A 19,322-nucleotide genomic window follows, 5' to 3' on the forward strand; every position below is an offset into this window, starting at 1 on the left:
CGTCACTGGCAGGGATTGCGCCCGGAATTCGCGGCGGCCGCAAGCCGAACTGAAGTAGCCGCGATCTGCGGACCCTGCGCGCCGATCGAAAAGTTGCCGGTGACTAATACCGTTTGGCCGTAGAGTGAGGGCGTCGGTAACACGCCGTGCGGAAGTAGCAACTGCGCGATTGTGTTTCCTTGCGCATCCTGCAAGACGTACGAACCGCACATTCCGCCGATGACGCCGAGAAACGAGGCCTGAACCGTTTTTTGCGGCTGGACGGAGAAAGTGAACGAACCGTTTTTGTGGGCCGGGATGTCGTCCGCATAGTCGAGCTTCGCGACGATGTTCGCAAATCCGGAAGTCGGCGGCGTCCACGAAAGCGCGACCGTATCGCTGTCCCCGGGGATGAGCGGCTTCACCCGCTCCGATGCTATCGTTTGTCCTCCGGCGGTGACCATCACGTTCGCTCCGGTAGCCGGAAACGATCCGCGGTTCTCGATGCGCACGAGAATAGCCGAAGGTATTCCCGCGACAGGGTCGCCGTCCACGCTGATTGACGCAACCGCGAGATCGTGAATCGGCATTCCCCCGGAAACCGTTCCAAGCGTGAAATTCGCGATGGGCGAAAATATCGTTGCGGTGCCGCCGTTTATCGCGCGAACGCGCCAGTGATACGGACCGCCCGGCAGCGGGACTCCGGCCGGTTGCAACGCGGTGAAGCCGGAACCGGGAACGTTGAGATTCGAAAACCCGTAGGCAATGCCCGGAACAACGACGTCCACGAGCACGTGCGAACGAACGTCGAAGCGATCCGAAATCTGCAGCTCGTAACGCGTCGCACCGTTTACCGGCGTCCACAGAAAGCTGAACGGCGGATTTGCCTGCAGTCCGGCCATAATCGGATAGATCGGTGAAGGTGGAGCGATGCCGCGCGGCAACGGGCGCGGCGACGGCGTCGGAGTAGGAATTGGCGTTGGCGAGGGAGTCGGCGTTGGCCTGACTTGCGCAACGGCATTGGCGGTGCACGCCGCGAGCATCGCTGCGACAAGGACTGCCCGCTGTACGAACTTAGAACTGTGTTCCAAGCGCAATATTCCCCGTCGATGCCGGAAACTGTCCGTTAATTTTCGTCATCGAAAACTTCAATGCCAGGTGGCTCGGCAGATTGAACTGGATTCCCTCATTCAGCGATAGTGTTTGTGGTGGCGCATCGCCGGTTCCCGGCTGCATTGCTGAATTCGACAGCGACGTCGAAAGCGTCCAAGGATTGCGCGAGTAAGAGAACGTCACGAAATTCGTGCGGTTAAAAGAGGCACTGTCCATACTGCTCGCCCGCACTCCGGCCAGATTCGTTCCCAGCGTCACGCTCAACCCTTCAGCAACGACTCGCGAAACTGTAATGCCCGACTGCACTTGGGTCTGCTGTTGATCCGGCCCCGAGGTCGCGCCTACCACACCGTAGCTCAACTGAACGCTTTGCGCGCCACGCCGCAACAGATAGACCGCCGCCACTCCGTTGGTCGCATAGGTTGAAGGAAAGTCTCCTGATTGCTGCTGCGATCCGCCGGTGAACGTCAGCGTTGCAACATCGTTGCGTACCGGAATTGAAAACGTAGCGTTCTCGGTCCAGTTGTTCGTTCTTACCGAAAGATCCGCGCCCGGCAGATCGTCGTGGTAGCCTTCCACCGACAGGGTCACCGCCGCTTGTCCCAGCGGAAATGATCCGGCAAGCCTTTGCGCGTCGCGATCTGCGATGATCCCCGGCGCACCGGGCGCAACGTAGAACGGGCCGGTCCTGAACTCATCGAGCGTCCATTGCGTGGCGCCGATTGAAAGTGTAGCGAGCGCCTCATATGCGCGATCGACGCGACGGGTCAGGCCGTCGGCATCCATATAGTTGACCAGACCAAAGCGGAACCCAAACGATTGCCGCTGCGGCGGCGGCTGCCAGGTGAGCGAGAGTGTTGCAAAGTTACCGTCGCCCCAATTCGACAGACCGCCGTAATCGGGCACGGATGGGGAGCGTATGTGCCCGGCATTGAGTCCCGCGACCAGAGTTGGTGATCGCACGGTGTATTGCAAAGCTGCGACCGACGGACCGGCCGGCGTGCCTTGCTCGCGAAGCCATGTGGCCTCCAAGGAATGCTGGGTTCCCCAATTCTGCTGGAAAGACGCGCCATAGCCGCTGACGTTGTTCAATGCCAACGGATCGATCTGCGGGGTAAGCGCGCCGCCACGAAAACGGCTATCCGATGTATCCAGTTCGAGCACGGGTTGAACCGAGCTCGGAGCCGACGAGAAACCTTCGGTCAGCGAGTAGCTGCCGTTCCCCGGCAGACATCCATTGAACGAAAACAAGATCGTTTCGCTCTGTTGTTGTCCGAAGTTGTCTGTACTGTTCGTGGATCCGTGAACGCAGCTCGGCGCAGGCGGTTGACTCGCCTGCGCAACGATCACCGCAATTGGGGAAGACGTTGCGAGCACGGTGCCTCCGTGCAGCAACGTGACTTCCAGCTTGTAATACCCCGAAAGACCCGCCGGTAGCGTCCACCGCGCGATCGAAAGCGTGACGTGTCCCGGCTGCACCGGTTGTGTTCCGGGAATCGCGGGGCTCTCGGCGGCGATCGATCCGTCGGACGAGCGAAGCCGCAGCGTAAATGCGTAATCGGTCGCAGCCCAGCCGCCGGCGTCGTCCGCCGTTACGCCGACTTCAACTGAAATCGGCTGGTTGGCGGCGGGCGTTTTTGTGGTGACGTACACCGTTACGATCGAACTCGCAGCGTCGGCCGAGCTCAACGCAAGAACGAGGGCCGCCGATACGAGGACCCAAGCACGCACGACTTCAGAATAGCGTCGGGTGTATCTTCCCGCAAGAGAAGCGCGAGGCGGCTAGGTCATTTGGACTATGCGATGCCGCCCAACCGGAAAGCCGCCACGAAAGCCTTAAACACCGTCGGATAATCTGTGCTCGTGAAGCGTACAGTGCGGTCTCCGCTGCGTTCGAAGCCTGGGATCACCGCGATCCAATCCGCTTGCTCGACCTTCGCTAGATCGATCTCCATTGTAACCGGCGGCTCGAACCGGAAGGGCTGCGCATCCTTCGCCGAGCGGGCTGCCCGCGCGGCTCCTTCGCGGATGGCATCCTGCGCAGCTTGCGGCGACATCGAATCCACGGCGAAGTTGCCGATACTTTCCTTGACGATCACGCCCGTTATCCACGGCATTTGCGCTTTGGCGGTCTCGATGGTCGCACGGTCGCCGGTAATCAGCAAAACCGGAACGCCATGATGGCCCGCCAGCGCCGCATTGAGCGTGGCTTCGCTGCAGCGCACGCCGTTGATTCGCACGTCGTAGATTACGGACGGCGTGTACGTGTGACAGAGCGTCGCGTTGGGTTCACCGATAGCGCCGTGGTAACCGGTGAAGAAGACGCCGCCGAACGTGCCGTCCAGGTCCTGGACCATCGAGAAGGGCTTGCGGTTTCCAAAAATGATCCGCGCGTCATCGGGCAGTTCGTCGAGAAGCAGATTGCGCATCGGCCCATGCGAATCGTTGACCAGGAACTCGCGCGCGCCGCCTTTACGGCCGCCATCGATGGCGGCACACACCTCGGCGGTCATGATTTTTTGGTAAATGAAGTAATCGGCAGTGTAGCTGCGCGCATCGACTTGATCCCAGCTGCAGACGCCGGCCGTGCCTTCCATGTCGGCCGAAATATAGACCTTCATGCGCGCACGTTAGCGGCTCCGCCTAGGCGGAAGGCGGCGGCGAAGGCGCGGAAGATCGAAGGGTAGTCGCCGGCTTCGAAACGCACCGTCCGTCCGGCGATTCGCTGATAGCCGGGCATCAACTCGATGAAGTCAGCTTGTTCGGCGTGAACGGTGTCGATTTCGAGTGCGAGCGGTGGTTCGAACGTAAACAATTTAGCGTTGGATGCGTCGCGTACCGCCCGCGTGGCCGCCTCGCGAATCGCCGCTTGCGCCGCTTTGGGGGTCAGCGAATTTGCGGCGTAGTGACCGATGCCGTCTTTCACGATGACGCCGGTTACCCACGGCATATGCTCGGCGACGTGCTCTACAACCACGCGATCGCCCGTAACCATGAGCAGCGGAATGCCGTAGTGGCCCGCCATCGCCGCATTCAGCAGCGCCTCGCTGCATGCCACGCCGTTGACCCGGACGTTGTAAATCGTCTCGCCGGTGTATGTGTGAGCGAGCACACCGTTCTCGTCGCCCGCGCGCGCGTGATATCCGGTGAAAATCGCGCCGTTGAAACGTTCGTCCATCCCTTGGGTCATCGAAAAGGGTTTGCGCGCGCCTGAAATCACGCGCACGTCGGCGGGCAGTTCGTCCCAGAGAAGATTGCGCATATCCCAGTGCGAGTCGTTCACGACGACATCGGTCGCACCGCCCTTGCGGGCGCCGTCGATCGCGGCGCGCACTTCCTGCGTCATATAGCGGCGGTAGATCGGATACTCGTGCGCGTTCGATGGATCGCATTGCAGCCAGCTGCAGACGCCGGCCGTGCCTTCCATATCGCATGAAACGTATAACCGCACTAGGGAGAATCTTTCAGATCGGCGCGCGCTTCGGTCAAACCTTCGTGCGCGGCCACGTTGTGAGGATTTGTGGCCAGTGCGCGCGTGTAGTAAGGGATTGCTTCGCTGTACTTTCCAACCGCAAGGTAGAGATCGCCAAGTTGCGTCAGCGCTACGTCGTCTTTAGGGCTTCGCGCGATCCGGTCGCGCAACTCTTGCAGCTGCACGCGAACGCCGGCGGGCGGTCCTCCCTGGACATTGACCGACGCGGGCCCGGCGGTCGCGGCGCCCGAGGCACTTGCTTGCCGGTTCGCGCCGGTGCCGGTCCCGAAAACGGATCCGCCCGTAGAGAAGCCGATTTTTACAAGATAGCCGATGATGCCCAAAAAGAGCGCGCCAACAACGATAACGATGGGAACATAGACGCGCGGCGGTAAGCCGCGCTTGGGAGTGTCGACCACCAAGAAAACGTTGGACGAAGGTCGAACAAACTCTTCGTGCCGAGCGAAACCGATCTGCAGCTGCTGTTCGCCGAGTTGAACAACTATTATTTCAACGGAGAGGTGCCCGTCTGCCGGATTCGCTACAACTCGCGCTTCTCGAACTCGGCCGGACGCATCACCTATAGCACCAGGCCGGTCCTGATCGAGCTCTCAACCAAGCACTTCCGCGAGCACCCGGAGGCTTTGCGTGAAACGCTGCTGCACGAGATGATTCACGCCTGGCTTTACGATCGGACGGGCGACACCGGCCACGGCTCGGAGTTTCGCAAGAAGATGGCCGAGTGCGGCTTGACTTCGATCTATCACGACCTCGGCAACATGAAGCCGTTCAACGAATCCGCCAAGCGATATATCCTACGCTGCGAGCAGTGCGCGCTCGAGATTCTTCGTCGCCGGTTGCCGCGCGCGGCCATGAGTTGCGGCCGCTGCAGCAAGCAGGGCTACGATCCGCGCTTTCCCTTAACGTTGCTGGAAGTTACCGAAACGCGCGAGCTCGGCGTAACCGTTCCGCGCGCCGCATTTAAGTCTCAGCCCTAGAACGAGTCTTCCACAGCGCTGCGAGCGCTCACGTGCAGGGGCAGGCAGCGATAAGCCGGCGAGCCCGGGTATTGCAAGCCTCTCGTCTTAAAGAATCGTACCGATAGGTCGACTGTTTCGTTCGCTTTGAGTGTGCCTTTCATGCACATTGATGAGCACCCGGATCGGCTCACGGAAAGTGTCGTAAGGCCAGGCGTTACATTCAGAAAATAGAACCTGCCGTCGCGCATGGCCGTGACGAGGCCTAGTGAAAATCACCGGAACGCGTGATAGACTATGCGGGAGGATGGATCTTGAGCGCGCAGCCCATGGATATTAGAATGGCCCACCTGGAGGGAGCCTACGAGCAAGTCAGCCAGCGGCTGAACGGCATCGACCTGCGCCTGAACGGCATCGATTCCCGCTTGGCTTCTCTTGAAACACGAATCGACCAGCGCTTTGCCGCGATGGACCAGAAGTTTCTTTGGGTGATAGGGCTCGTGATTGTTTCCATTCTGTTGCCGCTCGTGCAGCGCTTCGTCCCGCACGGCTAAAAAGAACGCGGCTCCGACCTTTATAGAGGCAGAACCCGGCCCCCAAGCGAGAAGATAGGGGCGTGAAAACACGCATCGAGTCCGACTCCATGGGGCAAATTCAGGTCCCCGCCGACAAATATTATGGGGCGCAATCCGCCCGATCCCTTATTCATTTTGATATCGGCGACGGTGAGTCGCCGCGCGACGTGATGCCGCGGCAGGTCATTCGCGCGATGGCGACCCTAAAGAAGGCCGCTGCGTCGGTGAACCGCGAGCTCGGCAAACTGAGTGATGAGAAGGCGAAGCTGATTTCGGCGGCCGCCGATGAGGTGATCGCCGGCAACCTCTACGCGCACTTTCCGCTGCGCGTTTGGCAGACGGGTTCGGGCACGCAGACCAACATGAACGTCAACGAAGTGATCTCGAACCGGGCGATCGAGATTGCGGGCGGCGAGATGGGCAGTAAGAAGCCCATCCATCCCAACGATGACGTCAACATGTCGCAATCCTCGAACGATACGTTTCCGACCGCCATGCATATGGCCGCGGCCGAAGCGATGGTCGACATGCTGCCGGCAGTCAAGAAACTGCGCGACGCTCTCGATGCAAAGTCCAAACAATGGGCGAGGATCGTCAAGGTCGGACGCACGCATCTGCAGGATGCGACGCCGCTGACGCTGGGTCAGGAGTTCTCCGGCTACGTCACCCAGCTCGATCGCGCCATGGCTGCATGCAAGACGGCACTGGACCCGCTGTACGACCTCGCCATTGGCGGAACTGCCGTCGGCACCGGCATGAACGCGCATCCCGAATTCGGCGAGCGCGTTGCCAAGAAGATCGCCGAGCTTACAGGGCTGCCGTTCCGGTCCCATCCGAACAAGTTTACAGCGCTGGCCTCGCACGACGACTTCGTCTTCGCTTCGGGTGCGCTGAAGATGCTTGGTGCAGCTTTAATGAAGATCGCCAACGATATACGCTGGCTGGCTTCCGGGCCGCGCGCCGGCATCGGCGAGCTGACGCTGCCCGAAAACGAGCCGGGCTCGTCGATCATGCCGGGGAAAGTCAACCCGACGCAGTCGGAAGCGATGACAATGGTCGTGGCGCAGGTGTACGGCAACGATCTTGCGATCAGCTTCGGCGCATCGCAGGGCAACTTCGAACTCAACGTCTTCAATCCGGTCATGATTTACAACTTCTTGCACTCGTGCAGACTCTTGCGCGATGCGTGCACGATGTTCCGCGAGCACGCGGTCGAAGGGTTGAGCGCCAACGAGGAGACGATCGCGAAATACCTGCGCGAGTCATTGATGACCGTGACGGCGCTCTCGCCGAAGATCGGCTACGACAAGGCGGCGGAGATCGCCAAGCACGCGCATCACCACAAGACGACTTTAAAAGAAGCAGCGGTGAATCTGGGGCACGTCACGGCTGAGGATTTTGATAAGTACGTCGTCCCGCACGAAATGACGAAGCCGTCATGACGGAAACAAAATCAGCCCGAAAGGTCCTCCGAACGCGACACGTGCTCGCGGTAAAGATCTTCGCACGGAAGCGGACTATTACGTCGAAAAGCTCGGTTTCGATCGGGACTTTACGGTGCCGGGCTGGGAGTTTCTCTCATTCGGTGATTTTAAAGTCATGCTCGGCGAATGTGCGGACGAAATGCTCGCACGCGACACCGGCGACCATTCATATTATGCCCACGTTATTGTCGACAACGTAGTCGACGTCTATCGCGAGCTGATCGAACGCGGCGCCAAAATATTGTCGCCGATCGAAGACAAGCCTTGGGGATTACGCGAATTCGGCGTAGTGACTCCGGACGGCCACCGCATCGTTTTTGGCCAGGAGATCCGGAGCTAGTCTAGTTGTTGCTTAGCAGGACGATCGTGCAGGCGGCAAAGGTGGTTCGCCAATCGACTTCGTCCCACGCTCCGCCGGCGCGCCGTTCCGAGCTGAGCAGATCCAACGCCCAGTTCTTGTAGTACAGGCGATCGGCCTCAAGGGCCATGACCTCGCGACCCGGTTCCATACCCCCAACATCGGCAGATCGCGCTAAGAGTTTACATTAAGTGGCCGCCGTCCTGAATCTCGTACCGGTCGCCGCGCCATGTGACGTCCGAGCCGAAGAAGGCGGCAATCCACGTTGCAAAGACGAGTGCATCGGCGGCCGGAATCAGCCAGGGCGCGAGATGCGTCTCGGGAGCGAACGTCTTGCGAGCCTCGTCATGGACGATGACTCGCAGCGTCACCGCGCCCGCAAGCGTCGCCCCCGCGAGGATCGGCGAGCGGTTGAGCAGCGCTGAAATGCACGCCAGCGGCAGCACGTAGGTTACGAGCGAACCGGCGAATCCTCGGGGACGCGACGCGCGGACGGTCCGTTGCCAGCGAAGATGGTGGAGCCAGAGCGTTCGAACATCCGGGTCGGCGACCGTCATGCGCACGACGTACGGGCAGAGCGCAATCTCGTAACCGGCCTCGGAGACGAGTTTGCCCAGCATGAAGTCGTCGCCGATAAATCCGCCCAGCGCCGCGAGCCCGCCGATCCGCTCGAGCGCTTCGCGGCGCACCGCCATTGTGGCCCCGAATGTGTAGGCCAGCGGCTCGATCATCAGAGCCACCAACACTGACGCCATAAAATGCTCGTTGACGATCGTCGCGCCGAGCTGCGGCGCGATTCCGTCCAGCGGCACCCCGCCATATAAACACGTTGCGGCGCCGACGCACGGGTCGCGGAAAGCCGAAGCCACGGCCCTCAAGTATTCCGTTCCGACGCGAATGTCGCTGTCGGCGATGACCAGCACATCATGTTTGGCGCTACCGATCATGCCGAGCAGGTTCCCGATCTTTGGGTTCGGCGTCCTTACGCCGGAACTCGCGACAACGCACAGATCGCGCTCGGGAAACTCCTGAACGAGCCGGCGAGCCACGTCGAGTGCCGGGTCGAGCGGATCCCGCGCGCCGAAAATTACCTGGTATTGCGGATAGGTCTGCTCGCAAAACGAGCGCAGGTTCTCATAAAGCTGCGGCTCGCCGCCATGCAGCGGCTTGAGAATCGTGATCGGCGGGAGTGAAGCCGGCGGCGCAGGCGGAGAGCGCCGCCGAAAGCGACGCATGCCGGCAATCTCGGCAACGGAATACGCCAGCCCCGCGGCGGTTAGGGCAAGAGCGGTCGCAGCGGCGACGTCGCGCAGTTTAAACGCCATCGTGCGCCAAATCGCTGAAGCTGGCCGGCGTTATGTTCGATGTTTGCAGGTCGGCGATCACCGATCGGTCGATCAGCGCAGCGAATTCGCCGGCGTAGTCGGCATCGGGCGGATCGGCCTGCGCCCATCCTGCGGTCGCCGGGTGCGAATAGATCTCCGAGACTCCCGATGGCAGCTGAGCGATAAATCCGCGGAGCTGCTGCGCGTCCATGTGGCCGGAATCGATCATGCCAAAAACATAGTCGTTGGCTGCAAAGCCGTTTGCGCGCACGCGGCTTTTCATCAGGGCCAGCCACGGTGACAAGAAGATGCTCTGCGCGCAACGCGAGCCGAAATGTGTACCTGTAGCGCGCCAGGCAGGCCCGAACGGTTCGTTCGGAATGCGAATCGCGCGCAACCCGAACTCGCGCCCGACTTTCATCATCAGCGAGAGTACTGTCGGATGGACATGCATGTGATTTTGCGCATTGGCGTGGTCAAGCTGGAGTCCGGTTTGCGAAAATAGCCGAAACTGTTCCCGGATCTCATCTTCGAGCTGCCGTCGCACCCCTGGTTTGAAAAAGTAGCGAACGCCGGCCGCAAAGAGATTGGCTGCAAACCGGCCTTGCGAATCCACCAAGTCCGGAACGCGCTCGGCAGCCAGCGCCGGACGGCCGTTGACGAGCACCACGTGCAATCCGACGCGCAGCTTCGGCAAATGGCGAGCTCGCTCAACGGCGTCGGCCGTTTCGGGCGCCGCAACCATCAGGCTGGCGGTCGACAAGATCCCGTGCAGGTGCGCCCGCTCGACGGCCTCGTTCACGGGAATCGCCAATCCGAAGTCGTCCGCGGTCACAATCAGGCGGCGCATCGCCGCTTCTTTCACCAAGGAACTCACGCGACCATCGAAGGAAGGCCGCAGAGATGGAGGAGACGGTCGCTGACGGCACGGTCGCGCGCAAAGCCGACCACGTGCGTATAAACCTGGAAGGCGACGTCAATGCCAAGGGCGTCGGCAGCGGATTCGACGAGTACCGCTTCGTCAATTGTGCACTGCCGGAGATCGATCTCGCCGAGGTCGATACGTCGACCACCCTGTTCGGCCGCAAGCTCGGTGCTCCGATTCTTATCTCGTGCATGACCGGCGGGACGGAAGAAGCCCGGGCCATCAACCATGTTCTCGCAAAGCTCGCGCAGGAACGTGGCCTTGCGATGGGACTCGGTTCGGCGCGCGCACTGCTGGAACGGCCGGAGCTCATCGAAACGTTTGACGTGCGATCCGCTGCGCCCGACGTCTTGCTCTTCGCAAACCTCGGAGCGGTGCAACTCAACAAAGGCTACGGAGCCAGCGACTGCCGGCGTTTGCTGGATCTCTTGCGGGCCGACGCGCTGGTGTTGCATTTGAACGCGATTCAGGAAGCCGTGCAGCCCGCCGGCGATACGTGCTTTCGCGGATTGCTCGAAAAGATCGAAGAGCTGTGCGACGCGTTGAAAGCGCCGGTCATCGTAAAAGAAGTTGGCTGGGGCATCGCGCCCAAAGAAGTGCGCGCGCTTTTTAAAGCCGGCGTGGCGGCGGTGGACTTAGCGGGCGCCGGTGGAACCTCGTGGAGCGAAGTCGAGCGGCACCGCATCGAAGAGCCATGGCGCGCAAGCGTCGCGGGCGCGTTTGCCGGCTGGGGAATTCCCACGGCCGAATGCTTGCGCGCAGCTCGCAAGGCGCAGCCGAAGGGGATCCTGATTGCGAGCGGCGGCATTCGCAGCGGGCTCGACGTCGTGAAAGCCATAGCGCTTGGCGCCGATCTCGTTGGAATCGCCGGGCCATTCTTGCGCGCGGCGGCGAAAGGTTCGCAAGCGGTTGACGATTTAGCTCGCGAGTACATCGAGGTGCTGCGGATCGCAATGTTCGGATTGGGCGAACGTACGCTGAACGACTTGCGCCGGACGAAGAGGCTGAGGCGAGCAGGTGAAGAGCTGTGACGAGCGCCGACGCGTACTGCCGCGAGCTGGCGACCAAGCATTACGAAAACTTCGCGGTGGCTTCGTGGTTTGTGCCGTCGGATCTGCGCTTGGATCTCATGCGCTTTTACGCGTTTTGCCGCACGACCGACGATCTCGGAGACGAAAGCCCCTCAAGGGAGTCCGCGCTCGCGGGTTTGGCGCGTTGGCGCGAAGAGACCGAAGCGCTATTCGCGGGCAAGGAGCCGGCGCACCCGGTACTGATAGCGTTGCGCGAAACGATCGCGCGTCATGGGTTGGAGGCGCAGCCGTTTTTGGATTTGATTTCGGCCAACGTGCAGGACCAAACCGTGCACTCGTATCAGGCGTGGCCGGAACTCCTTGGATACTGCATGCTGTCGGCGGCGCCGGTTGGCCGAGTGGTCTTGAAGATCTTCGGTCTGCACGACGGCGCGGCGCGAAAACTCTCCGACGACGTCTGCATCGGTTTGCAGCTGGCTAACCACGCGCAAGATGTGAGCCGAGATGTAAAGATCGGGCGCTCGTACCTGCTGCAAGAAGACGTCGACACAAGCGGCGTGCATGGGGCGGTGCGGGCGCTGGTCGAACGCGCCCGGGCGCTCTTGGCGTCGGGCGAGAGTCTCGAAGCGATGACTCGCGGCGCCCTGCGCTTGCAGCTCGCGCTCTATCGCCTGGGAGGCTTGGCGATTTGCGACGCGATCGAGCGCATCCAGTTCCGCACGGATGTAACGCGGCCGTCGGTATCGAAGGCGACGAAGGTGGCGCTTTTGATTCGGGCGGCGATTGCTTTGGCCCAGCGCAACGGCAGGACAGAGTGCTGAACGCGCTCGCAGTCGAGCAGGAGGCCGAGCGTTTCTGCCGCGAGATGGCGCGCCGCGAGGCCAAGAATTTTTACTGGGGATTCATATCGCTGCCGCATGAGCAGCGTATTGCGATCTATTCGCTTTACGATTTTGCCCGCCAGGTTGACGACGAAGTCGACAGCGCGCCGCGCCCGGAACTGATTCCGCAACGCTTGTCGGCGCAACGCGAACGCGCGAGCGCTGCGGAACATTCGCCCGAGGCCGATCCCGTCATGTACGTCTTGTCGCGGGCGGTCGAGCGCTACAACATTCCGCAAGCTGAACTGCAAGCACTGATCGACGGAGTCGAACAGGACTTCACGCGCACGCGTTACGCGACGTGGCCCGAGCTGCGCGAATACTGCACGCTCGTCGCATCGATCGTCGGCCGCATGTGCGTCCGCATCTTCGGGTTTGACGATCCCGAAGCGCTCGACCGTGCCGACGATTTGGGTCTTGCTCTTCAGATGACCAACATTCTGCGCGACGTACGCGAAGACGCCGGGATGGGACGCGTCTACCTGCCGCAAGAAGATTTGCAACGCTTCGGGGTCTCCGAAGACGATTTGCTGCGCGGCGAGCCGGGCGGATCGTGGGACGAACTGGTCGCGTTCGAGACGCGGCGCACGCGCGAGCTGTTTGAGAGCGGCTACGGCGTGCTGCGTTTCATTCCGCGGCGCGCGGCGGCGTGCGTGCAGACGATGGCCGGCATCTACGAGCGCATTCTCGAGAAGATCGAACGCGATCCGCGCCTGCCGCTGCGCGAACGCGCGGCGCTTTCGAATGGAGAGAAGCTGCGCGTCGTCGTCTCCTCGTGGCTGCGCCCCGGATAGCGGTAGCCGGCGGCGGCCTCGCCGGACTTGCCGCCGCCATGGAATTGCAGGATGCCGGCTGCAGCGTCGATCTCTTCGAACGGAGCCGCCTGTTGGGCGGCCGCGCCACTTCATTTGAAGTTGACGGCCACGAAGTCGATAACGGCCAGCACGTCTATCTCGCGTGCTGCACCGAGTTCGAGCGCTTTGTCGAGCGAGCCGGGATGGCGGACGCGCTCTATCTCCAAGACCGGTTCGACGTCACGGTCTATTCGAAAGGGATCCGCAGCGGTCTGCGGGCGGCGAACTTGCCGGCGCCTTGGCATCTCCTTGCGCCGGTGGCGTCGTACAAATTCCTAAGCATTCGCGGAAAGATGCAATTGGCGCGCGCGCTTCTCGCGCTGATGCGCGAGCAGGCTGCGCCGTCCGGAACTTTCGCGGCATGGCTGCGCGCGCACGGACAGGCAGAGGAGACGCTGCGTGCTTTTTGGGAGCCGTTCATGGTCCCCGCGCTGAACGCGCCGCTGGATCGCATGAGCGCCGCCGATGCGGCGTTCGTGATTTCAACCGCGTTTCTGCACGATCGCAACGCGGCGCGCTTTGGGTACTCGACCGTGCCGCTCGCCCGGATCATGGAAGCCGCGGCGGCAAAGCTGAATGCGTTCCATCGCTCGACGGCGGTGTCGGGAGTCGAGTCGCACGACGGCACGGTGACGCTGCGCACCGTGAGCGGCGAGAGCGCGAACTTTGACGGCGCCGTGCTGGCGCTGCCGCCGCGCGCACTCGAGCGCGTGCTCGGCGATGCCGAGGGTTTTGGAGTAGATAGCTTGGATGGTTATGAGGCGAGCGCGATCATGGACGTGCACTTGTGGCACGATCGCGGACGGCTGGATTTCGATTTCTGCGCGCTGCTCGATTCGCCGGTGCAGTGGATCTTTCAGAAAGCTGACGGGTATCTGTGCTGCAGTTTGAGCGCCGCGGATGCGCTGGTCGCCAATCCGACCGCCGAAATGGTCGAGCGCGCATGGGGCGAAGTGTCGGCGGCGCTTCCGCAGCTCGCGGGAGCGCACTTGGTTCGTGGAGCTGCCACGCGGAATCCTGAGGGAACGTTTTCAGCCAAACCCGGCACGGTGCGCCCTGGAGCGCGCACGCGCCGGGAGAACGTAACGATCGCGGGGTCGTGGACTGCGACGGGCTGGCCGGATACGATGGAGTCGGCGGTTCGCAGCGGCATCACGGCCGCTACTCTATTGATGGAACAGAACGCGTGGAAGACCCGGCGCTAACTCAGTCCGTGAACTGGCTGCTGGAACGGCAATCTCCGGCGGGCTGGTGGACGGACGAGCTCGAGACCAACGTGACGATGACGGCGGAGCACGTGCTGCTGCTGCGTTTCTTGGGCATTCCGGTCGATCCGATCCGCGACGGCGCAATCCGCCACATTCTGCACCACCAGCGAGAGGACGGATCGTGGGCGCTCTATTTCGACGGCCCCGCCGATCTCAGCACGACGATCGAAGCTTACGTCGCGCTCAAAGTGCTCGGCCTCGATCCTTCGCGCGACGAGATGCAGCGCGCGCTTGCGACGATTCGCGCGCTCGGCGGACTAGTGGAAGCGCGCGTCTTTACGAAGATTTGGTTGGCGCTCTTCGGCATCTATCCGTGGGACGGCATTCCGACGATGCCGCCGGAGATCGTGTATCTTCCGCCGTCCGTTCCGTTTAATCTGTACTCGTTCTCGTGCTGGGCACGCGGAACGGTGGCGCCGCTGTGTATAGTGATCGCGCGCCGGCCGCGGCGCGACCTCGGCGTGGACGTCCGTGAGATCGTCAACCCGGGAACCGAAACGCGCATGCACGCGGTGCCCGGCTCGGGCTGGTTGTGGTGGACGGATCAACTCTTGAAGCTGTACGAGCGCCTTCCATATAAACCGGGCCGCAATGCGGCCTGCACCAAGATGATCGACTGGGTCGTGCAGCGTCAGGAAGCCGACGGAAGCTGGGGCGGCATTCAGCCGCCGTGGGTGTACTCGCTGATCGCGCTGGACCTCGAGGGTTACGGCTTGGATCATCCGGTGATGCGCAAAGGCTTGCAAGGGATGCAAAGATTTGCCTTTGCCGATGAAACGGGTTGGCGCTTCCAAGCGTGCATGTCGCCCGTATGGGATACCGCATGGGCGATTCGCGCGCTCTTTCAAGCCGGTTTCCGCGCCGATCATCCGGCGATGCGCCGTGCGGTGGACTGGATGCTGGCCGAGCAAATTCCGGCGAACGCGTGGGGCGACTGGCAAGTGCGCTGCAAAGGCGAGCCGTGCGGCGGCTGGGCCTTTGAATTCGACAACGATATCTATCCGGACATCGACGACACGGCGGTGATCGTGTGCTCGCTGCTCGAAGGCGGTGCCGGCCCGGCGGTGCAGGCTTCGATCGACCGCGCGGTTCGCTGGACGCTGGCGATGCGATCGAACAACGGCGCTTGGGCGGCTTTCGATCGCGACAACACCAGCGAGATTCTCTACAAAATGCCGTTTTCGGATTTCGGCGCCATGATCGATCCGCCGACCGAGGACGTCACCGCTCACGTGCTCGAGATGCTCGCGATGCTGGGACGCAACGAGCGCGATCCATACGTTTACGGCGGCCTGAAATATCTGCGTGAAACGCAGAAGCCGCGCGGACACTGGTTCGGACGCTGGGGCGTCAATCACATCTACGGAACGTGGTGCGTCGTGTCGGCGCTGGCGCAGCTGGGCAGCGGGCGCGATATGGTCGAGCGCGCGACCGAGTGGACGATCGCGGTGAGCAACAGCGACGGCGGGTGGGGCGAGAGCTGCCACTCGTACGACGACGAGACGTTTGCCGGCGTCGGCACGAGCACACCTTCGCAGACGGCGTGGGCGGTAATGACGCTGCAGTGGGCGGGCCTGGGAGAGCATCCGGCCGCGCAGGGCGGCCTGCGATTCTTGCGCGAGCGTCAGCGTCCCGACGGCACTTGGGACGAGCCGTCTTTCAGCGGCACGGGCTTTCCGCGCGACTTTTATCTGAACTATCACATGTACCGCCATCTCTTTCCGATGATGGCCCTGGCCATGGACCGGTCGAAGGGGCCCGTGCAGGGGGGAATATCGCCGGAAAGCCAGCAGATAACCGTCTCATGAGTACGCCCTTCGCGCAAAAAGCCGCCATCGCCAAATACGTCCTCAGCAAAAAGCTGGCCGGCGTCGAAAAATACGCGCTCGTGATGGAGCTCGAGCCGCTCTATCAGTGTAATCTCGCGTGCGCGGGCTGCGGCAAGATTCAACATCCGGCCGAGACGTTGCGCAAGCGGTTAAGTGTGGAGCAATGCCTGGCCGCGATCGACGAGTGCGGCGCGCCCGTCATTTCGATCGCCGGCGGCGAGCCGCTCGTCTATGAAGATTTGCCCGAGCTGGTGACCGAACTCGTGCGCCGCAAGAAGGTCGTGATCGTCTGCACGAATGCGCTGCTGCTCGAGAAGAAGATCGACAAGTTCAAACCGTCCGCGTACTTTACGTGGATGATCCACCTGGACGGCATGCGTGAGCGCCACGATCAAGTCGTCTGCCGCGACGGCACCTTCGACAAGGCCATCGCCGCCATCAAAGTCGCCAAGGCGAAAGGTTTTCGCGTTGGAACGAACACGACGTTCTTCGACCCTGACGACGCCACCGCGATCCGCGGCGTGCTGGATTATCTGAACGACGAAATCGGCGTCGACGCGATGCAGATTTCGCCCGGCTATGCATACGAGAAGGCGCCCGACCAGGAACACTTCCTGGGCGTCGATCGGACGCGCGCGATCTTCAAGGAAGCCTTCGCCGGCGGCAAGCGCAAGAAGTGGCGCCTAAACCACAGCCCGCTCTATCTCGATTTCCTCGAGGGCAAATTCGACATGGAATGCACGCCGTGGGGCATTCCGTCGTACTCGATTCTCGGCTGGCAGCGTCCGTGTTACTTGATGTCCGACGCGCCGTACGCGCAGACGTACAAAGAACTCATCGAGGAGACGGACTGGTCGCTCTACGGCCGCGGGAAGAATCCAAAGTGCGCAAACTGCATGGCGCACTGCGGTTACGAACCGACCGCCGTTCTCAAAACGACTGGTTCAATGAAGGAGAGCATTCGCGCGGCACTTGCCCACTGACCGCGTTTTCCTGACCGGTGCGAGCGGCTTCGTCGGCTCGCACATTCTTCGCGAACTTTTAAACGCCGGGTATTCGGTGCGCGCTTTGGCGCGTGATCGTCATCCTGAGGTATCGAAGGACCCTGAGCCCTTCGTCAAGCTCAGGACAGGCTTTGTCGAAGGGCGCTCCGATAAACTAGAAATCGTGGCGGGTGACTTAACGCGGGTCGGCGATTTTGCGCGATCGTTGGAAGGCTGCCGTTACGTCGTACACTGCGCCGCGCTGTACTCTTTCGCGCCGCGCGATCGGGCCGCGATGGAAAAAACCAACGTGCGCGGGACTGCGGGTTTGATGGAAGCGGCGCGCGTTGCCGGAGTCGAGCGCGTGGTGCTGACGTCGAGCACGGGAACGCTGCACGAATCTCATTCCGCATACCATCGCTCGAAAGTATTGCAGGAGCGCGCAGCCTTTGCCGGCCGCGTTCCCGTGGTGGCGCTGTTGCCGAGCGCGCCGGTCGGGCCGGGCGATTGGAAACCCACGCCTACCGGAAAGCTCGTGCTCGATTTTACGTGTGGCCGGATCTTCGTGAAGCCGCCGCATGGCGGATTGAACATGGTTCCGGTTGAGGACGTCGCGCGCGCACACGTTACGGCGCTCGAGCGCGGACGGCCCGGCGAGCGATATATTTTAGGCGGCGAAGATTTGACGTTCGATCGTGTGTGGGAGCTCTTGAGTGCCGTTACGGGGCGGCCGTTGCCGCGTGGCCGCATACCCTATCCGTTATTGATTGCGATTGCTTCTGTTGACGAAGTACGAAGCCGGCTGTTTCGTGCCGATCCGCTGATTCCGCTTGAGGGCGTGCGCCTTTCGCGCGAGTTGATGTATGCGGACAGCACTAAAGCCGCGCGCGAATTGGATTTTCATCCCGGGTCCGTGAAAGCCGCGCTCGAGCGCGCGGTGGAATGGTATCGGGCGCATGGCTATTGCAGCTGATCGCGTCACGGTCGTAACCGCGACTGCATTTGAGGCACGAGCCGCGCGAGCGCAGCTCGGCGGTCGCGCGCGTGTTATCGAAGCCGGCATTGCCTTGCGCCGTTTGAACGCAGATCTTGGTTCCATCGCGATCAGCTGTGGCCTGGCGGGTGGGCTGCGAAACGATTTGCCCACCGGCACGGTGCTCGTACCGCGAAGCGTGCGCCGCCCCGACGGCTCGATACTCGCATGCGATCCGGATCTCGTCGAAAATCTCTTACAAGCGGCGCGCGAGCTGGGCGCGCCGGCCATCGACGCGCCGCTCGTAACAGCCGCGCGGATCATCCGGGGTGCGGACCGGGCGCGATGGGCGAACGAAGGCTATGCGGGAGCGGATATGGAGACGGGCGCGCTCTACGCTGCGCGCGTTGCGTGCGTTCGAGTGATTCTCGACACGCCCGCGCGCGAACTCTCTCCGGCATGGGAACATCCGGCCCGAGTCTTCCTCAGGCCGGATGCTTGGTTCGATCTCCCGTTTTTGGCACGCGAGGCGCCGCGCTGCGCGGCGCTCGCCGCCCGAGTGATTGCGAAGGCTCTTCCCTTTTAGCTAGGGCGAGCTCCACGTGGACGTGTGCGCTGAATCCCAGAACTGCGCGCCGCTCGAACCGTCGCTGTACATGCCGAAGAATCCGCGCTCGGTGTGGCTCGTGTCGAAGATCTTCAGGACCGGACTTTCGCCTGTCGCTCCACCGATGACCAGACGTTCCGTGCCCGTGTGATCGTAAACGCGCATGAACGGAATATCACCGGTCCCCATTCCAACGAAGAGCCGATCGTGTCCGCCGGCGTCGTAGAAGTCCATCGAGTTGAGGTCGAGCCAGAACCGGTCTTTACCGGCGCTGTCTTCGAATTTGAGGCTCGGATCGTTGTCGGGCGTGATGTACGCCCGGAAACGAACGAGACCGTTCTTGTCCGCTAACCTGAAGGTCGGCTGATTGGACGTGTTGACGAGGGCGGACAGCCGTTCCCGGCCCTTGCTGTCAAAAATGTGAAGCCCCAGCGCGTCGAGTTTCACGCGCGCGTGGCCTGCACTGTCGACGATTGCGAACGATTTTGACGTGGTCGTTCCCGAGACGGCGGCCGCGCCTATTGCGGTAACGGCAACCAACGCAAGCGTCGTCACAAGCGAAACGCGCCGCAGCATGCGGCCTTCGCGTTCCAATTTGTCGATTCGCGCAGCGATCTCGGGCGAAACAGAAAGATCGGCCATGAGTAAAAGCCTCCTGGTGACAGAGTTTTGTGGAAGCTTTTAAGGC

General features: G+C 61.9%; 21 protein-coding genes. 12 read left to right on the plus strand and 9 right to left on the minus strand.

What is annotated here, in order from left to right; all coding sequences use genetic code 11:
- Window positions 1-2: 2 nt before the first annotated feature.
- The 5 genes from VFO29_02485 to VFO29_02505 all read right to left on the minus strand — a co-directional run bounded on the left by VFO29_02485 (window position 3) and on the right by VFO29_02505 (window position 4,983).
- Window positions 3-1,070 carry a CARDB domain-containing protein gene (locus VFO29_02485; protein ID HET9392382.1) on the minus strand — a complete coding sequence of 356 codons (1,068 nt, stop codon included), beginning with the start codon at window positions 1,068-1,070 and terminating at the stop codon, window positions 3-5.
- The gene (locus VFO29_02490) at window positions 1,054-2,823 is read right to left on the minus strand and encodes a hypothetical protein (GenBank protein ID HET9392383.1); all 1,770 of its coding nucleotides are present in this window, start codon (window positions 2,821-2,823) and stop codon (window positions 1,054-1,056) included. Before VFO29_02490 ends, VFO29_02485 begins: the two co-directional genes overlap by 17 nt.
- A 65-nt stretch (window positions 2,824-2,888) precedes the next feature.
- Window positions 2,889-3,713, minus strand: coding sequence for a M55 family metallopeptidase (locus tag VFO29_02495; protein ID HET9392384.1), 825 nt, complete (start codon window positions 3,711-3,713; stop codon window positions 2,889-2,891).
- Entirely contained in the window at window positions 3,710-4,543 is an 834-nt protein-coding gene (locus VFO29_02500) for a M55 family metallopeptidase (GenBank protein HET9392385.1), read from the minus strand. Before VFO29_02500 ends, VFO29_02495 begins: the two co-directional genes overlap by 4 nt.
- Window positions 4,543-4,983 (minus strand): tetratricopeptide repeat protein, encoded by a 441-nt coding sequence (locus VFO29_02505; protein HET9392386.1) that lies wholly within the window; start codon window positions 4,981-4,983, stop codon window positions 4,543-4,545. The genes VFO29_02500 and VFO29_02505 overlap by 1 nt, the downstream gene beginning before the upstream one ends.
- Window positions 4,984-5,019: 36 nt before the next feature.
- On the opposite strand from VFO29_02505, the gene VFO29_02510 reads away from it, so the two are divergent.
- The 4 genes from VFO29_02510 to VFO29_02525 all read left to right on the plus strand — a co-directional run bounded on the left by VFO29_02510 (window position 5,020) and on the right by VFO29_02525 (window position 7,940).
- Window positions 5,020-5,562: a SprT-like domain-containing protein gene (locus VFO29_02510; protein HET9392387.1), complete on the plus strand. Its 543-nt coding sequence runs from the start codon at window positions 5,020-5,022 to the stop codon at window positions 5,560-5,562.
- Window positions 5,563-5,882: 320 nt separating this feature from the next.
- Entirely contained in the window at window positions 5,883-6,095 is a 213-nt protein-coding gene (locus VFO29_02515; protein HET9392388.1) for a hypothetical protein, read from the plus strand.
- Between the two features lie 62 nt (window positions 6,096-6,157).
- A complete protein-coding gene (fumC, locus tag VFO29_02520; GenBank protein HET9392389.1) occupies window positions 6,158-7,558 on the plus strand; it encodes a class II fumarate hydratase in 1,401 nt (466 codons plus the stop codon).
- Window positions 7,559-7,568: 10 nt separating this feature from the next.
- Complete coding sequence (locus VFO29_02525) at window positions 7,569-7,940, plus strand: VOC family protein (GenBank protein HET9392390.1); 372 nt, start codon at window positions 7,569-7,571, stop codon at window positions 7,938-7,940.
- A 1-nt stretch (window position 7,941) separates the two neighbouring features.
- Here VFO29_02525 and VFO29_02530 read toward each other — a convergent pair whose 3' ends face one another.
- From VFO29_02530 to hpnK, 3 genes are read right to left on the minus strand one after another with little or no spacing between them, the layout of a single operon-like run.
- Window positions 7,942-8,109 (minus strand): hypothetical protein, encoded by a 168-nt coding sequence (locus tag VFO29_02530; GenBank protein ID HET9392391.1) that lies wholly within the window; start codon window positions 8,107-8,109, stop codon window positions 7,942-7,944.
- A gap of 31 nt (window positions 8,110-8,140) precedes the next feature.
- Complete coding sequence (gene hpnI, locus VFO29_02535) at window positions 8,141-9,283, minus strand: bacteriohopanetetrol glucosamine biosynthesis glycosyltransferase HpnI (protein ID HET9392392.1); 1,143 nt, start codon at window positions 9,281-9,283, stop codon at window positions 8,141-8,143.
- On the minus strand, window positions 9,273-10,160 hold the full coding sequence (gene hpnK, locus VFO29_02540; GenBank protein ID HET9392393.1) for a hopanoid biosynthesis-associated protein HpnK: 888 nt from the start codon (window positions 10,158-10,160) through the stop codon (window positions 9,273-9,275). Before hpnK ends, hpnI begins: the two co-directional genes overlap by 11 nt.
- Window positions 10,161-10,186: 26 nt before the next feature.
- Here hpnK and fni point away from each other — a divergent pair, with 26 nt between their 5' ends.
- From fni to VFO29_02580, 8 genes are read left to right on the plus strand one after another with little or no spacing between them, the layout of a single operon-like run.
- A complete protein-coding gene (gene fni / locus VFO29_02545; protein HET9392394.1) occupies window positions 10,187-11,239 on the plus strand; it encodes a type 2 isopentenyl-diphosphate Delta-isomerase in 1,053 nt (350 codons plus the stop codon).
- Window positions 11,236-12,060, plus strand: a complete 825-nt coding sequence (locus tag VFO29_02550) for a squalene/phytoene synthase family protein (GenBank protein ID HET9392395.1) — start codon at window positions 11,236-11,238, stop codon at window positions 12,058-12,060. The genes fni and VFO29_02550 overlap by 4 nt, the downstream gene beginning before the upstream one ends.
- Window positions 12,054-12,914: a squalene/phytoene synthase family protein gene (locus VFO29_02555; GenBank protein ID HET9392396.1), complete on the plus strand. Its 861-nt coding sequence runs from the start codon at window positions 12,054-12,056 to the stop codon at window positions 12,912-12,914. Before VFO29_02550 ends, VFO29_02555 begins: the two co-directional genes overlap by 7 nt.
- Complete coding sequence (gene hpnE, locus VFO29_02560; GenBank protein HET9392397.1) at window positions 12,896-14,179, plus strand: hydroxysqualene dehydroxylase HpnE; 1,284 nt, start codon at window positions 12,896-12,898, stop codon at window positions 14,177-14,179. Before VFO29_02555 ends, hpnE begins: the two co-directional genes overlap by 19 nt.
- On the plus strand, window positions 14,074-16,050 hold the full coding sequence (gene shc, locus VFO29_02565) for a squalene--hopene cyclase (protein HET9392398.1): 1,977 nt from the start codon (window positions 14,074-14,076) through the stop codon (window positions 16,048-16,050). The genes hpnE and shc overlap by 106 nt, the downstream gene beginning before the upstream one ends.
- Window positions 16,047-17,054 (plus strand): adenosyl-hopene transferase HpnH, encoded by a 1,008-nt coding sequence (hpnH, locus tag VFO29_02570; GenBank protein HET9392399.1) that lies wholly within the window; start codon window positions 16,047-16,049, stop codon window positions 17,052-17,054. The genes shc and hpnH overlap by 4 nt, the downstream gene beginning before the upstream one ends.
- Window positions 17,044-18,027 (plus strand): NAD-dependent epimerase/dehydratase family protein, encoded by a 984-nt coding sequence (locus VFO29_02575; protein ID HET9392400.1) that lies wholly within the window; start codon window positions 17,044-17,046, stop codon window positions 18,025-18,027. The genes hpnH and VFO29_02575 overlap by 11 nt, the downstream gene beginning before the upstream one ends.
- A complete protein-coding gene (locus VFO29_02580) occupies window positions 18,011-18,613 on the plus strand; it encodes a hypothetical protein (GenBank protein HET9392401.1) in 603 nt (200 codons plus the stop codon). The genes VFO29_02575 and VFO29_02580 overlap by 17 nt, the downstream gene beginning before the upstream one ends.
- Here VFO29_02580 and VFO29_02585 read toward each other — a convergent pair whose 3' ends face one another.
- Window positions 18,614-19,276, minus strand: coding sequence for a hypothetical protein (locus VFO29_02585; protein HET9392402.1), 663 nt, complete (start codon window positions 19,274-19,276; stop codon window positions 18,614-18,616).
- Between the last annotated feature and the right edge of the window lie 46 nt (window positions 19,277-19,322).

This window comes from Candidatus Rubrimentiphilum sp. (assembly GCA_035710515.1).
In the GTDB taxonomy this organism is placed as follows: Bacteria; Vulcanimicrobiota; Vulcanimicrobiia; order Vulcanimicrobiales; family Vulcanimicrobiaceae; genus Rubrimentiphilum.

Coding starts and splice junctions, on each gene's coding strand:
- VFO29_02585 (HET9392402.1), bottom strand. CDS start 19,276: ATGGCCGATCTTTCTGTTTCGCCCGAGATCGCTGCGCGAATCGACAAA.
- VFO29_02495 (HET9392384.1), bottom strand. CDS start 3,713: ATGAAGGTCTATATTTCGGCCGACATGGAAGGCACGGCCGGCGTCTGC.
- fni (HET9392394.1), top strand. CDS start 10,187: ATGGAGGAGACGGTCGCTGACGGCACGGTCGCGCGCAAAGCCGACCAC.
- hpnI (HET9392392.1), bottom strand. CDS start 9,283: ATGGCGTTTAAACTGCGCGACGTCGCCGCTGCGACCGCTCTTGCCCTA.
- hpnH (HET9392399.1), top strand. CDS start 16,047: ATGAGTACGCCCTTCGCGCAAAAAGCCGCCATCGCCAAATACGTCCTC.
- VFO29_02515 (HET9392388.1), top strand. CDS start 5,883: ATGGCCCACCTGGAGGGAGCCTACGAGCAAGTCAGCCAGCGGCTGAAC.
- VFO29_02530 (HET9392391.1), bottom strand. CDS start 8,109: ATGGAACCGGGTCGCGAGGTCATGGCCCTTGAGGCCGATCGCCTGTAC.
- VFO29_02580 (HET9392401.1), top strand. CDS start 18,011: ATGGCTATTGCAGCTGATCGCGTCACGGTCGTAACCGCGACTGCATTT.